This window comes from Pseudomonas oryzihabitans (assembly GCF_024652905.1).
Classification (GTDB): Bacteria; Pseudomonadota; Gammaproteobacteria; order Pseudomonadales; family Pseudomonadaceae; genus Chryseomonas; species Chryseomonas benzopyrenica.
Genome location: NZ_CP102428.1, coordinates 4,647,496 through 4,660,643 on the forward strand (window position 1 = coordinate 4,647,496; position 13,148 = coordinate 4,660,643).

A 13,148-nucleotide genomic window follows, 5' to 3' on the forward strand; every position below is an offset into this window, starting at 1 on the left:
GCGTGAGGGTTCGCCTCGTTATAGAGTCCCTAGAGCGGCGTTTGCTCCGGGGTCAGACGGCTGCTCCAGGTGGCGCCAATCGAGGCGGCGATGATGCAGGCGAGAGCGAACCATTGGGCGACACCCAGGATCTCGCCGAGGAATACCCAGCCGGAAAGGGCGCCCAGCGCGGGTTCCAGACTCATCAGGGTGCCAAAGGTCGAGGCCGGCAGGCGGGTGAGCACGACCATTTCCAGGGCATAGGGAATGGCCGTGGACATCAGTGCCAAGGCCAGTGCCAGTGGCCAGATTTCCGGTTGCAAGAGATTGCTGCCGCTGTGAACGATGCCGATGGGGAGAATCACCAGGGCGGCGATGGAAGCGCCAAAGGCCACCGTGCCGGTGCCATGCACCGCGCCCGCGCGCTTGCCCAGCACGATGTACAATGCCCAGCAGGCGCCGGCGCCCAGTGCCAGGGTGGTACCGAGGGGATCCAGCGCCGAGGCGTTGTGACCGAAGGGCAGGAGCACGGCCAGGCCGGCGACTACCAGGACGATCCACAGCAGGTCCAGCCAGCGGCGCAGGGCGCACAGCGCTACCACCAGTGGGCCGACGAATTCCAGGCCGACGGCGATGCCGATCGGCAGGCGCTGCATGGCCATGTAGATGGTCAGATTCATCACGCCCATGGCGATGCCATAGCCCAGTAGACTGCCCAGCGCCTCGCGGCGGAAGTTGCGCCAGGGACGCAGCACGATCAGCAGGACCAGGGCGGCGAAGATCAGGCGCAGGGTGGTGACACCCACCGGGTCGAGGCGCAGGAACAGCGTCTTGGCCAGACTCGCGCTGGTCTGGATCGAGGTCATGGCGACCAGCAGCAGGGCGACGGCGAACAGCGGCGAACGGGCGGACATTGGCTGAGCTCAACAAGCGGGCCCGCCAGCATAGGTCATCCTATCTGTGCTGCAAGGATGGCTGCGACCTCAACGTGTTTTGGAGCGCAGATGCAGTTGCTCCGCGCCTTCGCGGTTTTCCCGGACCTGCTCGATGAAGCGCTGCTGCTCTTCGCGCTGGGCCACCTGCACACATTGCGCGTAGCCCGCGTCCCAGCCCTGCTGATAGGGCTTCTCCGCGACGAAGCGGCGCGCATCCTTGTGTTCGTACCCAATGCCATTGACTGCCTGCTTGCCGGTCTGGCAGCCGTCGCTGAAGCCGTCGGCATAGGCCGGCGGATAGCCTTTGGCAATCAGTTGGTCGTGATAACTGGTGCAGGCCGCGAGCGCGGACAGCAGGAAGAACAGCTGAATGAAACGACGAGAGCCAGCCATGGGGCCTCCTCACGGGATCCTACGACTGATCCCCCTATAGAGAGCTTAGTAGGCGTCTGGTGAGAATTTCGTCAAAAAACGCTGGGGTCGGAAAATACCGACAGACGTCATGTCAGCCTCTTCGAACCGCTGCGTTTAAATATGCAGGGGAGCGCCGCTTGCCTTGCCTCCGCTGTCATCCCGGTCGCAGAATGCGGACACTGCTTGCATGCCTGACAAGGACTTACGATGCACGATCCCGTCGCGGCCGGTCTCCGGCTCGCTCCCGATGAGCTGACCCGCCCCTTCGCTCCCGAACAATTCTCCTTTGCCGATACCGATCAGCTCGAACCCTTCCGCGGCATCCTGGGCCAGGAGCGCGCGGTCGAAGCCCTGCAGTTCGGGGTAGCCATGCCGCGGCCCGGCTACAACGTCTTTGTCATGGGCGAGCCGGGCACCGGTCGCTTCTCCTTCGTGCAACGCTATCTCAAGGCCGAGGCCAAGCGGCAGCCGACGCCCAACGACTGGGTGTACCTGAATCACTTCGAAGAGCCGCGCGCACCGGGTGCCCTGGAGTTGCCGCCCGGTGAGGGCGAGGCCTTCGTGGCCGACATGGCCCATTTCATCGACAACCTGCTGGCCACCTTTCCGGCGGTGTTCGAACACCCGGCGTTCCAGCAGAAGAAGAACGCGATCGAGCGTGCCTTCAACCAGCGCTACGACCAGGCCCTGGACGTGGTGGAAAAGCTCGCCCTGGAAAAGGAGATCGCCCTCTACCGCGACGCCAACAATGTCGCCTTCACCCCCATGAAGGACGGCAAGGCGCTGGATGAGGCCGACTTCGCCCAGTTGCCCGAAGCCGAGCGCGAGCGCTTTCACGCCGATATCTCCAGCCTCGAAGAACGCCTCAACGAAGAACTGTCCAGCCTGCCGCAATGGCGGCGCGAGTCGAGCAACCAGCTGCGCGCCCTGAACGAAGACACCATCATCCAGGCCCTGCAACCGTTGCTGGCGCCCTTGTCGGAGAAGTACAACGACAACCCTGGGGTCTGCGCCTATCTGCAGGCCATGCAGGTGGATCTGCTCAAGACGGTGGTCGAGCAGCTGGCCGACGACGCCAAGCCCGACATGCAGCGGCGCAAGGAATTGCGCGAGCAGTACGAGCCCAATCTGATCATCGGCCACCACGTCACCGGCGGTGCACCCGTGGTGTTCGAGTCCCACCCGACCTACGACAATCTCTTCGGTCGCATCGAGTACCAATCCGATCAGGGCGCGCTCTACACCAACTATCGCCAGCTGCGCCCGGGCGCCTTGCATCGTGCCAATGGCGGCTTCCTCATCGTCGAAGCCGACAAGCTGCTGACCGAGCCCTTCGTCTGGGACGCGCTCAAGCGCGCCCTGCATTCGCGCCAGCTGAAGATGGAATCGCCACTGGCCGAGCTGGGGCGCCTCACCGCCATGAGCCTGGCGCCCCAGCAGATCCCGCTGCAGCTCAAGGTCATCATCATCGGCTCGCGCAACATCTACTACACCCTGCAGGAGCTGGATTCGGACTTCCAGGAGATGTTCCGGGTGCTGGTGGACTTCGACGAGGAACTGCCGCTGCGTGACGAGAGCCTGGAACAGTTCGCCCAGCTGCTCAAGACGCGCACCTCGGAAGAGGGCATGGCGCCCCTGACCTCGGCGGCCGTAGCCCGTCTGGCCACCTACAGTGCCCGCCTGGCCGAGCACCAGGGGCGGCTGTCAGCGCGTATCGGCGATCTCTTCCAGCTGGTCAGCGAAGCCGATTTCATCCGCCATCTGGCCGGGGACGAGCGCACCGACAAGGGCCATGTCGAGCGCGCGCTCAAGGCCAAGGAAACCCGCACCGGACGCGTCTGTGCTCGGGTGCTGGACGACATGCTCACCGGGCTCATCCTCATCGACACCCAGGGCGCCGCGGTGGGCAAGTGCAACGGCCTGACGGTGCTGGAAGTGGCCGACTCCGCCTTTGGCATGCCAGCGCGCATCTCGGCCACCGTCTATCCGGGCGCCAGCGGCATCCTCGACATCGAGCGTGAGGTCAGCCTGGGCCAGCCCATCCACTCCAAGGGGGTGATGATCCTGACCGGCTACCTGGGCAGTCGCTATGCCCAGGAATTCCCCCTGTCGATCTCGGCCAGCATCGCCCTGGAACAGTCCTATGGCTACGTCGATGGCGACAGTGCCTCCCTGGGCGAGGCCTGTACCTTGATCTCCGCGCTGTCGCGCACCCCGCTCAAGCAGTGCTTCGCCATCACCGGCTCCATCAACCAGTTCGGCGAGGTCCAGCCGGTCGGCGGCGTGAACGAGAAGATCGAAGGCTTCTTCCGCCTCTGCCAGGCCCGCGGCCTGACCGGCGAGCAGGGCGTGATCATCCCGCGCGCCAATGTCACCAACCTGATGCTCGACGAAACCGTGCTGGAAGCGGTCCGTGAAGGGCTGTTCCATGTCTATGCCGTACGTCAGGCGGACGAGGCCCTGTCGCTGCTGGTGGGCGAGCCCGCCGGGGCGCCTGATGCCAAGGGCCGCTTCCCCGACGGCAGCGTCAATGCGCGCGTGGTACAGCGTCTCAAGGAAATCGCCGAGCTCGAGCTGGAAGATGAACTGGCCGACAAACTCAGTGATAACTCCAAGGCAAAAGGGAAAAACAACGAAGCGGAGGAGAACTGAGGTCCAGGGGGCAGGTCGGATTTTGTACAAGGCGTCGCAGCCCAAGTAGCACGGCGCCCAGACCCGCTTGCCCCCTGTTGACCAACAGGGTTGTCCACAGCCTTTGTGGATACCTCTGGCCTAGGACCGGCGAGCATTGAGCGCTTCGAGAGGATGACGCCATGTCCCGCACCATTACCCTGATCCGTCCCTGCCTGGGCCTCGTCACCCGTATCGAATGCGAAATCAAACCGCTCGGTCAGGAACAGGGCCTCTGGACCCTGCTGTGCGCTGCCGGCCTCAATGGCCAGCAGCCCACCGCCATCAAGGCCCAGGGGCCTTTCCACGGGCCCAAGGCGGCCGAAGGCGTCATGACCGCCATCGCCGAGAACCTGGTCGAACAGGGCTACATCCAGGTTGAAGAGACCCAGATCTGGCGCCTGCACATGCAGAGTGAGCTGCGCAAGATGAATGGCGAACGAGCCCATCAGCAGGTTCGCTTCCAGGTCGGTCCCGACGCCTGAGCAACGGTACAACCTGCCGCATTGGTCCGTCCGCAACGCCCCGGTATACTCGCCCGGCCCTGGTAAACCGAGCGAGTCTGCATGGAACGTCTGATCGAAAAAGCCCTTTACGCCTCCCGCTGGCTGCTGGCGCCCATCTATCTGGGATTGTCGTTGGCGCTGGTTCTGCTGGCGCTCAAGTTCTTTCAGGAAGTCTTCCACGTCCTGCCGCATATCTTCGAATCCACCGAAGCCGAGCTGATCCTGCTGGTGCTGTCGCTGATCGACATGGCGCTGGTGGGTGGTCTGCTGGTCATGGTGATGATCTCCGGCTATGAGAACTTCGTGTCCCAGCTGGACATCGACGAAGGGTCGGAAAAGCTCAGCTGGCTGGGCAAGATGGATTCGGGGTCGCTCAAGAACAAGGTGGCCGCCTCCATCGTCGCCATCTCCTCGATCCACCTGCTGCGCATCTTCATGGATGCCCAGAACACCAATCCCGAATACCTCAAGTGGTACGTGATCATTCACCTAGTGTTCGTGGTCTCGGCCTTCGCCATGGGTTACCTGGATCGGCTGACCAAGCACTGACCGGCAGGGCGGCCACTCGTCCGCCGTCGGCATCTTTCGCTTACGCTTTGTGGATTGCGCCGCTGCGCTTGCCTGTCCTAGGTTGTCGAATGCTCACAGCTGCCAATCGACGTCATCCCGGATGTCGATCTCGACCCGGAGGTTCCCATGCAATTGCCGGAATTGACCCAGCGCGCCCAGGCCGGCGAGGTCCGTGAAATCAACCTGCTGTCCATCGAAGGCGGCTTCTATGTGCTCGAGGTGCTCACCCAGGACGGTCGCACGCGACTGACTGGACGGGACGGGCACTTCTACCGCCTGGGCTCGGCCGCCCAGGCCCGCCGCCTGCTGGCCGATCTGCCGGCACTGCCGTGCTTTCTCATCCAGCACAGTGCCTACGACGAGATGGTCGGCATGGCGCCACGCTCGACCGAGCCGCTGAAGATCCCGCTGAACTACCGGAACGCCTCTTGAACGAGGGCGCCGTCCGGCGCCTGCTACCGGTCTTCGGCGATCAGCTGTCGCCCCAGCTGGCGTCCCTGCGCGACGCCGATCCCGCGCAGGACGTCTTGCTGCTCGCCGAGGTCATGAGCGAGGCCAGCTATGTGCCTCACCATCCGCGCAAGATCGCCCTGATCTTCAGTGCCATGCGCCATTTCGCCATCGAGATGCGCGCGCGTGGCTTCCAGGTCCACTACCGTACCCTGGAGGACCCGGACAACCAGGGCTCGCTGCCGGCCGAGATCGCCTGCTGGGTCAGGGCGTCGGGCGCGCACGAGGTCCATCTGACCGAGACCGGCGAATGGCGACTGGAGCAGGCGCTGCACGGGCTCGATCTGGCGGTGCCTGTGCGCTGGCACGGCGACGACCGATTTCTCTGCAGTCGCGCCGCCTTCGCCCGCTGGGCCGGAACCCGCACCGAATTGCGCATGGAGGCCTTCTACCGCGGCATGCGCCGGCGCCACGGCTGGCTGATGGAGGGTCCAGACGAGCCTTGCGGTGGCGTTTGGAATCTGGACAAGGACAATCGCAAGGCGCTGCCCAGGGGCCATCCTGTTCCCGAGCCCTTCAGCTGTCCGCCCGACGCCTGTACCCAAGAAGTGCTCGAGCTGGTCGGGCAGCGCTTCGCTCACCACTATGGCCGGCTCGACGGCTTCGACTATCCGGTGACCCGCGCGGATGCCGAGCGCCTCTGGCGGCACTTCCTGGATGCAGGGCTGCGCGACTTCGGTACCTACCAGGACGCCATGGCCCGCGGCGAGCCCTATCTGCATCACGCCCGGATCAGTGCGGCGCTCAATATCGGGCTGCTGGACCTGCGCCAGCTCTGCGCGGAGGTGGATGCCGCTTATCGTGAGGGGAGGGTGCCGCTCAACAGCGCCGAGGGCTTCCTGCGCCAGCTGATCGGCTGGCGGGAGTATGTCCATGGCGTCTACTGGCTGCGCATGCCCGAGTATCGGGAGCTCAATGTGCTGGGCAATACCCGGGCGCTACCGGACTTCTACTGGACCGGAGCCACTGACATGGCCTGCATGCGCCAGGCCATCGGCCAGACTCTGGCGCTGGGCTACGCCCACCATATCCAGCGGTTGATGGTCACCGGCAATTTCGCCCTGCTGGCCGGTATCGCGCCCCAGGCCATCGGCGAGTGGTATCTGGCGGTCTACCTGGATGCCTTCGAGTGGGTCGAGCTGCCCAACACCCAGGCCATGGTGATGCATGCGGACGGTGGCTATCTGGCGAGCAAGCCCTATTGCGCCAGCGGCCAGTACATCCGTCGCCAGTCCGACTACTGCAAGGGCTGCCACTATCAGGTCGGCGAGGCCCTGGGCGAGCGGGCCTGCCCCTTCAATGCCCTCTACTGGCACTTCCTGATCCGCCATCGCGAGCGGTTCGCCCAGTATCCGCGCATGCTCAATCTCTATCCCAATCTCGATCGCCAGGCCCCCGAGCGCCAGCAGGCCCTCTGGCGGCGTGGCGAGGCCCTGCTGGCGCGTCTCGACGCGGGAGAATCCCTATGAAGAAGGGCGATCTGCCCACCAAGGTCTGTCCGGTCTGCCAGCGGCCCTTCGCCTGGCGCAAGAAATGGGAGCGCAACTGGGACGAGGTGCGCTACTGCTCCGAGCGCTGTCGCCGGCAGCGCGGCAGCCTCGGCGGCGAGCCGGGACCCTGATGTGCTAGGCTCGGCTCCTTTTTTCACGATGGAAAGGCTGCTATGAACGACATCCTGCTCGATACCGACGAGGCTCGCGTCAGCTACGGCATCGGCCGCCAGCTGGGCGATCAGCTGCGCCAGAATCCGGTCCCCGGCATGCAACTGGCTGCCGTGCTCGCCGGCCTCACCGAAGCTTTCGATGGCCAGGATTCCCAGGTGGACGTCGAGTCGCTGAATGCCAGCTTCCGCGTTATCCGCGAGCGCATGCAGGCGGAAGCCCAGGCCAAGGCCGCCGCAGCGGCCCAGGAAGGCGTCGACTACCTGAAGGCCAACGCCGAGCGCCCCGGCGTCGTGGTGCTGCCGTCCGGTCTGCAATATGAAGTGCTCACCCAAGGTGAGGGCGCTACGCCAACCCGCGAAGACCAGGTACGCACCCACTACCATGGCACCCTCATCGATGGCAGCGTGTTCGACAGCTCCTACCAGCGCGGCCAGCCGGCCGAGTTTCCGGTCGGCGGCGTGATCGCCGGCTGGACCGAAGCCCTGCAACTGATGCCCGCCGGTAGCAAGTGGCGCCTGCATGTGCCCAGCGAACTGGCCTATGGCGCCCAAGGCGTCGGCGGCATCCCGCCGCACAGCGTGCTGGTGTTCGACGTCGAGTTGCTCGACGTTCTCTAACGCTAGCAGTCCAGGCGTAGCGCCTCGTTTTCCGGGCGCAGCGCCAGGGCGTAGCTGAACAGGAAGACCTGGCGGATCTGCTCCTTCACCACCCGCGGTTCGCTGGAAGTGAGGCTGTGCAGATCCAGCTCGCCTAGGTCCTTGAGCTCTTCCAGGGCCGTCTCGTCCAACTCCGCGCAAACCTTGCCGGTTTCCCGATTGAGGATGCGCAGATAGGGATGAGGCCGGTCCAGCCAGGCGTCGATCAGATAAGTCATGGCAAGGCTCCTACTGTGCTATTTATGAGAATAATTCTTATTCAATAAATAGCAAGGGGTTACCTGACTTTTTTGGTCGGACATGAAAAAGCCCGCAGTCTGACGACGGCGGGCTTGATCAGTCAGCGCCGGGCGTCAGTGGGTACGGGCCACCGAGAAGCGACCCAGTTCGGCCAGGGCGTCGCGATATTCACTGGCGGGCAGGGCGTCCAGGCAAGCGATGGCCCGCTCGGCGAATTCCTGCGCCTTGCGCGCCGTGTAGTCGAGGGCGCCGGCGGCTTCGACGGCGGCACGCACGCTTTCCAGGTCCTGGCTGCCGCCCTGGCGGATCGCTTGGCGCACCAGCGCCGCCTGTTCGGCAGTGCCTTCGCGCATGGTCACGATCAGCGGCAGGGTCGGCTTGCCCTCGGCGAGGTCGTCACCGACGTTCTTGCCCAGGGCCACGGCGTCGCCTTGGTAGTCGAGCAGGTCATCGACCAGTTGGAAGGCCACGCCCAGGTGATCGCCATAGCGGCGCAGGGCTTCGGCCTGCTCGGCGTTGGCGCCGGCCAGGATCGCCGCGCTGTGGGTGGAGGCTTCGAAGAGCATGGCGGTCTTGCCGCGGATGACCTCCATGTAGATCTCTTCGGTGGTGCTGGCGTCACGGATCTTCGACAGCTGCAGTACCTCGCCTTCGGCGATGACGCGGGTCGCCTGGGAGATGATGCGCATCACCTCCATGGAGCCCAGCGCCACCATCATCTCGAAGGAGCGGGCATAGAGGAAATCGCCGACCAGCACGCTGGGCGCATTGCCCCAGAGGGCATTGGCGGTGGAACGGCCGCGGCGCATCCCCGAGGCATCGACGACATCGTCGTGCAGCAGGGTGGAGGTGTGTAGGAATTCGATGGTGGCCGCCAGCAGCTGCAGATCGTGGTCGGCGCGCCCGAGGGCCTTGCCGGCCAGCAGGACCAGCAGCGGACGCAGGCGTTTGCCGCCGGCGGAGACGATGTAGTCGCCAATCTTCTCGACCAGCGGCACGCGCGAGGTCAGCTGCTGGCGGATGATGCCGTCTACGGCGGCGAAATCGTCCGTCACCACGCGATAGAAGGACTGGGATTGCTGCGTCATTGAGAGGTGTCCACTGGAGGTCCGGGCAATATTCAGGCGGCCGGATGGCGCATGACCGCCAGACTATGCCCTAGGGACCGGCACCAGTGCCATGCCCAGGGATTGCCATCGCGCTCCCGCGGCTCGCCGCTCCTGCCGATTCGGTTGGGCACCGGCCGGGCATGGCCGCTGAACGAGGTTGCGCGGCATGCTAGGGGTGGGGTGGGGGACTGTCAAGGCGCGGGCGGGCGGCTCTTGCCTCCGGGCCTTGGCTTGCGTAGAATCGCGGGCCCTGAACATTCCTAGGGTTAACCCCCTGTCTTACGCAATTGCGCGGCGCTCCTTCCGGTCCCGTGCAGCCATGCCGGTCGACGATACCTCCTATAAAGCACCGGGTGAGCAGGTTTAACGGAGATTTACCATGTCCTACGCAGTTATCGTTACCGGTGGCAAGCAATACAAGGTCGCCGAAGGCGAGTACCTGAAGGTCGAGAAGCTCGACATCGCCACCGGTGAAACCGTCACCTTCGACCAGGTTCTGCTGGTTGGCAACGGTGACGACGTCAAGATCGGTCTGCCGGTCGTTGATGGTGCCAAAGTGACCGCCGAAGTGACCGCCCAGGGCCGTCACGACAAGGTCACCATCATCAAATTCCGTCGTCGTAAGCATCACATGAAGCGTCAGGGCCACCGTCAGTGGTTCACTGAAATCAAGATCACTGGCATCCAGGCCTGATCTCGCCTCTAACGGAGAATTGACTCATGGCACACAAAAAAGCGGGTGGTTCTACTCGTAACGGTCGCGATTCCGAAAGCAAACGCCTTGGCGTGAAGCTGTACGGCGGCCAGGTCGTCAAGGCCGGTAACATCATCGTGCGTCAGCGCGGCACCCAGTACCATGCCGGTTACGGCGTGGGCCTTGGCAAGGATCACACCCTGTTCGCGAAAGTGGACGGCGTGATCAAGTTCGACGTGAAGGGCGCCTTCGGCCGTCGTTACGTGAGCATCGTCGCCGCCGCCTAAGGCCCGTGACGAAAGAAAAGCCCTGTCTACCCGACGGGGCTTTTTCGTTTGTAGTTAAGCTATTTCCCTTGTAGTTAAGCTATTTCCTTGTTTGCAGCGGCCCGCGAGCGCGGGAGGTCCAGATGAAATTCGTCGATGAAGTATCCATACACGTAAAAGCGGGTGACGGCGGCAACGGCATGATGAGTTTCCGCCGGGAGAAATTCATCGAGAAGGGTGGCCCCAATGGCGGTGATGGCGGTGATGGCGGGTCGATCTGGCTCGAAGCCGACATCAACCTGAACACCCTGGTCGATTACCGTTACACCCGGCGTTTCACCGCGCAGAACGGTGAGAAGGGCGGGAGCACCGAGTGCACCGGCGCCAAGGGTGAAGACCTGGTGCTGCCGGTTCCCGTGGGCACCACGGTGATCGATGCGGCGACCCAGGAAATCATTGGTGACCTGACCCAGCCCGGTCAGCGCATCCGTGTCGTCCAAGGCGGCTGGCACGGCCTGGGCAACACCCGGTTCAAGTCCAGTACCAATCGCGCGCCGCGGCAGACCACCCCCGGCAAGCCCGGTGAAGAGCGCGACCTCAAGCTGGAGCTCAAGGTGCTGGCGGACATCGGTCTGCTCGGCCTGCCCAATGCCGGCAAGAGCACCTTCATCCGTGCGGTGTCGGCCGCCAAGCCCAAGGTGGCGGACTATCCCTTCACCACCCTGGTGCCGAACCTAGGCGTGGTCAGCGTCGGGCGTTTCAAGAGCTTCGTGGTCGCCGACATTCCGGGGCTGATCGAAGGCGCTTCGGAAGGCGCGGGCCTGGGGATTCGTTTCCTCAAGCACCTGGCGCGCACCCGCCTGCTGCTGCACCTCGTCGACATGGCGCCCCTGGACGAGAGCGATCCGGCCGAGGCTGCCGAGACCATCATCAACGAGCTGACCAAGTTCAGCCCGGCGCTGGGCGAGCGTGATCGCTGGCTGGTGCTGAACAAGGCCGACCAGCTGCTCGATGACGAGCGCGAAGAGCGCCTCAAGGCGGTGGTCGAGCGGTTGGACTGGCAGGGTCCGGTCTTCGTCATCTCCGCCCTGGAGCGGGAAGGCACCGAGCAGCTCTGTCAGGCGATCATGCAGTACCTCGACGAGCGTACCCTGCGTCTTGCCGAGGATCCGGCCTATGCCGAGGCGCTGGAAGAACTCGATCAGCGCATCGAGGACGAGGCGCGTGCGCGGCTGCAGGCGCTGGACGACCAGCGTGCGCTGCGTCGTTCCGGAGTCAAGGCAGTGGACGATGCCGATGACGACTTCGATGACGAAGACGACGGCGACGGTCCGGAAATCTTCTACGTACGGTAAGAAAGGAGCTTGCCCATGCGTGATCAGGTGTCTGGCGCCCAGCGCTGGGTGGTGAAGATCGGTAGTGCCCTGCTGACCGACGACGGTCGTTGCCTGGACGGCGGGGCCATGGCCGGCTGGGTCGAGCAGATGGTGGCGCTGCACCAGGCCGGCATCGAGCTGGTGCTGGTCTCTTCGGGGGCGGTGGCGGCTGGTATGAGTCGGCTCGGCTGGGCGCAGCGCCCGACCGCCATCAACGAGTTGCAGGCCGCGGCGGCGGTGGGGCAGATGGGGCTGGTGCAGGCCTGGGAATCCAGTTTCGCCGAGCATCAGGTGCAGACCGCGCAGATCCTGCTCACCCATGACGACCTGTCCGATCGCAAGCGCTATCTCAATGCCCGCAGCACCCTGCGCACCCTGGTGAGCCTGGGTGTGGTGCCGGTGATCAACGAGAACGATACCGTCGTGACCGACGAGATCCGCTTTGGCGACAACGACACCCTGGCTGCCCTGGTGGCCAACCTAGTCGAGGCCGATCTGCTGGTCATCCTCACCGATCGCGATGGCATGTTCGACGCCGATCCGCGCAACAACCCCGACGCCAGCCTCATCAGCGAGGCGCGCGCCGACGATCCGGCCCTGGATCTGGTCGCTGGCGGTACCGGCGGCGCCCTGGGGCGTGGCGGCATGCAGACCAAGCTGCGCGCGGCTCGTCTCGCGGCGCGCTCCGGTGCCTATACCGTCATCGTCGGTGGCCGTATCCAGCAGGTGCTCAGTCGCCTGCAGCAGGGCGAGCAGCTGGGCACCCTGCTGTCACCCGAGCGCGGCCTGGTGGCGGCGCGCAAGCAGTGGCTGGCCGGGCATTTGCAGGTGCGTGGCACCCTGCGCCTGGACGCCGGTGCGGTGCAGGCCCTGGTGGGCGGGCATCGTAGTCTGCTGCCGGTGGGTGTGCGGGAGTTGGAGGGCAGCTTCCGGCGTGGCGAGATGGTCGCCTGCGTCGGTCCGGATGGGCGCGAAGTGGCGCGTGGTCTGGTCAACTACAGTGCGACCGAGGCGCGACGCATCCTAGGAAGACCTTCGGATGCCATCGTCGTCGAGTTGGGTTACGTCTACGAACCCGAACTGATCCATCGGGACAATCTGGTCCTGGTCTGACGATCGTCGATCCTGGCGCCTCTTCGGAGGCGTTGTGTTCTCAAATCGCAGGCAATAAAAAACCGGCCGAGGCCGGTTTTTTATTCGAACGCTGATCAGGCGGCGGCGGGGGTAGCCAGGGCCTTGATGTGAGCGTTCAGGCGGCTCTTGTGGCGAGCGGCCTTGTTCTTGTCGATGATGCCCTTGTCGGCCATGCGGTCGATGACCGGAACGGCAGCGATATAGGCGGACTTGGCTTTTTCCAGGTCCTTGGCGTCGATCGCCTTGACGACGTTCTTGATGTAGGTGCGCACCATGGAGCGCAGGCTCGCATTGTGGCTGCGACGCTTCTCAGCCTGTTTGGCGCGTTTTTTGGCGGAGGGGGAGTTAGCCACCGTGGAGCTCCTTCGAAAAAGACTGTATTGGGTACAGAGCGAACTCTGTAGCGAGTACAGAGCTAAATTAAG

16 protein-coding genes are annotated in these 13,148 nt (G+C 64.3%); 11 read left to right on the top strand and 5 right to left on the bottom strand.

What is annotated here, in order from left to right; all coding sequences use genetic code 11:
* Positions 1–29 precede the first annotated feature (29 nt).
* Complete coding sequence (locus tag NRG74_RS21505) at positions 30–893, bottom strand: EamA family transporter (protein ID WP_257705275.1); 864 nt, start codon at positions 891–893, stop codon at positions 30–32.
* Between the two features lie 69 nt (positions 894–962).
* The gene (locus NRG74_RS21510; protein ID WP_257705276.1) at positions 963–1,307 is read right to left on the bottom strand and encodes a hypothetical protein; all 345 of its coding nucleotides are present in this window, start codon (positions 1,305–1,307) and stop codon (positions 963–965) included.
* A gap of 228 nt (positions 1,308–1,535) precedes the next feature.
* On the opposite strand from NRG74_RS21510, the gene NRG74_RS21515 reads away from it, so the two are divergent.
* The 7 genes from NRG74_RS21515 to NRG74_RS21545 all read left to right on the top strand — a co-directional run bounded on the left by NRG74_RS21515 (position 1,536) and on the right by NRG74_RS21545 (position 7,865).
* A complete protein-coding gene (locus tag NRG74_RS21515) occupies positions 1,536–3,980 on the top strand; it encodes a Lon protease family protein (protein ID WP_017640866.1) in 2,445 nt (814 codons plus the stop codon).
* 161 nt (positions 3,981–4,141) lie between these two features.
* The gene (locus NRG74_RS21520) at positions 4,142–4,483 is read left to right on the top strand and encodes a hypothetical protein (protein WP_007160783.1); all 342 of its coding nucleotides are present in this window, start codon (positions 4,142–4,144) and stop codon (positions 4,481–4,483) included.
* A gap of 81 nt (positions 4,484–4,564) precedes the next feature.
* Positions 4,565–5,053: a TIGR00645 family protein gene (locus NRG74_RS21525; protein ID WP_017640865.1), complete on the top strand. Its 489-nt coding sequence runs from the start codon at positions 4,565–4,567 to the stop codon at positions 5,051–5,053.
* Positions 5,054–5,200: 147 nt separating this feature from the next.
* Entirely contained in the window at positions 5,201–5,506 is a 306-nt protein-coding gene (locus NRG74_RS21530) for a DUF6482 family protein (RefSeq protein WP_160923909.1), read from the top strand.
* The gene (locus NRG74_RS21535; protein WP_257705277.1) at positions 5,503–7,053 is read left to right on the top strand and encodes a cryptochrome/photolyase family protein; all 1,551 of its coding nucleotides are present in this window, start codon (positions 5,503–5,505) and stop codon (positions 7,051–7,053) included. Before NRG74_RS21530 ends, NRG74_RS21535 begins: the two co-directional genes overlap by 4 nt.
* A complete protein-coding gene (locus NRG74_RS21540; protein ID WP_081737463.1) occupies positions 7,050–7,205 on the top strand; it encodes a DUF2256 domain-containing protein in 156 nt (51 codons plus the stop codon). Before NRG74_RS21535 ends, NRG74_RS21540 begins: the two co-directional genes overlap by 4 nt.
* Before the next feature lie 42 nt (positions 7,206–7,247).
* On the top strand, positions 7,248–7,865 hold the full coding sequence (locus tag NRG74_RS21545) for an FKBP-type peptidyl-prolyl cis-trans isomerase (protein ID WP_064308080.1): 618 nt from the start codon (positions 7,248–7,250) through the stop codon (positions 7,863–7,865).
* A 2-nt stretch (positions 7,866–7,867) separates the two neighbouring features.
* Here NRG74_RS21545 and NRG74_RS21550 read toward each other — a convergent pair whose 3' ends face one another.
* Both NRG74_RS21550 and NRG74_RS21555 read right to left on the bottom strand, forming a co-directional pair.
* Positions 7,868–8,122, bottom strand: a complete 255-nt coding sequence (locus NRG74_RS21550) for a PA4570 family protein (RefSeq protein ID WP_017640860.1) — start codon at positions 8,120–8,122, stop codon at positions 7,868–7,870.
* 135 nt (positions 8,123–8,257) lie between these two features.
* On the bottom strand, positions 8,258–9,232 hold the full coding sequence (locus tag NRG74_RS21555) for a polyprenyl synthetase family protein (protein WP_160923906.1): 975 nt from the start codon (positions 9,230–9,232) through the stop codon (positions 8,258–8,260).
* Positions 9,233–9,632: 400 nt separating this feature from the next.
* On the opposite strand from NRG74_RS21555, the gene rplU reads away from it, so the two are divergent.
* The 4 genes from rplU to proB all read left to right on the top strand — a co-directional run bounded on the left by rplU (position 9,633) and on the right by proB (position 12,702).
* Positions 9,633–9,947, top strand: coding sequence for a 50S ribosomal protein L21 (gene rplU / locus NRG74_RS21560; RefSeq protein ID WP_007160791.1), 315 nt, complete (start codon positions 9,633–9,635; stop codon positions 9,945–9,947).
* Between the two features lie 26 nt (positions 9,948–9,973).
* Positions 9,974–10,234 (top strand): 50S ribosomal protein L27, encoded by a 261-nt coding sequence (gene rpmA, locus NRG74_RS21565; RefSeq protein WP_007160792.1) that lies wholly within the window; start codon positions 9,974–9,976, stop codon positions 10,232–10,234.
* 122 nt (positions 10,235–10,356) lie between these two features.
* Positions 10,357–11,568, top strand: coding sequence for an Obg family GTPase CgtA (gene cgtA, locus NRG74_RS21570; protein ID WP_017640857.1), 1,212 nt, complete (start codon positions 10,357–10,359; stop codon positions 11,566–11,568).
* Between the two features lie 15 nt (positions 11,569–11,583).
* Entirely contained in the window at positions 11,584–12,702 is a 1,119-nt protein-coding gene (gene proB, locus NRG74_RS21575) for a glutamate 5-kinase (RefSeq protein WP_017640856.1), read from the top strand.
* Between the two features lie 95 nt (positions 12,703–12,797).
* On the opposite strand, the gene rpsT is transcribed toward proB, so the two are convergent.
* A complete protein-coding gene (rpsT, locus tag NRG74_RS21580; RefSeq protein ID WP_017640855.1) occupies positions 12,798–13,076 on the bottom strand; it encodes a 30S ribosomal protein S20 in 279 nt (92 codons plus the stop codon).
* Between the last annotated feature and the right edge of the window lie 72 nt (positions 13,077–13,148).

Coding starts and splice junctions, on each gene's coding strand:
- NRG74_RS21540 (WP_081737463.1), top strand. CDS start 7,050: ATGAAGAAGGGCGATCTGCCCACCAAGGTCTGTCCGGTCTGCCAGCGG.
- NRG74_RS21545 (WP_064308080.1), top strand. CDS start 7,248: ATGAACGACATCCTGCTCGATACCGACGAGGCTCGCGTCAGCTACGGC.
- rplU (WP_007160791.1), top strand. CDS start 9,633: ATGTCCTACGCAGTTATCGTTACCGGTGGCAAGCAATACAAGGTCGCC.
- NRG74_RS21520 (WP_007160783.1), top strand. CDS start 4,142: ATGTCCCGCACCATTACCCTGATCCGTCCCTGCCTGGGCCTCGTCACC.
- NRG74_RS21555 (WP_160923906.1), bottom strand. CDS start 9,232: ATGACGCAGCAATCCCAGTCCTTCTATCGCGTGGTGACGGACGATTTC.
- cgtA (WP_017640857.1), top strand. CDS start 10,357: ATGAAATTCGTCGATGAAGTATCCATACACGTAAAAGCGGGTGACGGC.
- proB (WP_017640856.1), top strand. CDS start 11,584: ATGCGTGATCAGGTGTCTGGCGCCCAGCGCTGGGTGGTGAAGATCGGT.
- NRG74_RS21530 (WP_160923909.1), top strand. CDS start 5,201: ATGCAATTGCCGGAATTGACCCAGCGCGCCCAGGCCGGCGAGGTCCGT.
- NRG74_RS21525 (WP_017640865.1), top strand. CDS start 4,565: ATGGAACGTCTGATCGAAAAAGCCCTTTACGCCTCCCGCTGGCTGCTG.
- NRG74_RS21515 (WP_017640866.1), top strand. CDS start 1,536: ATGCACGATCCCGTCGCGGCCGGTCTCCGGCTCGCTCCCGATGAGCTG.
- NRG74_RS21510 (WP_257705276.1), bottom strand. CDS start 1,307: ATGGCTGGCTCTCGTCGTTTCATTCAGCTGTTCTTCCTGCTGTCCGCG.
- NRG74_RS21550 (WP_017640860.1), bottom strand. CDS start 8,122: ATGACTTATCTGATCGACGCCTGGCTGGACCGGCCTCATCCCTATCTG.
- rpmA (WP_007160792.1), top strand. CDS start 9,974: ATGGCACACAAAAAAGCGGGTGGTTCTACTCGTAACGGTCGCGATTCC.
- NRG74_RS21505 (WP_257705275.1), bottom strand. CDS start 893: ATGTCCGCCCGTTCGCCGCTGTTCGCCGTCGCCCTGCTGCTGGTCGCC.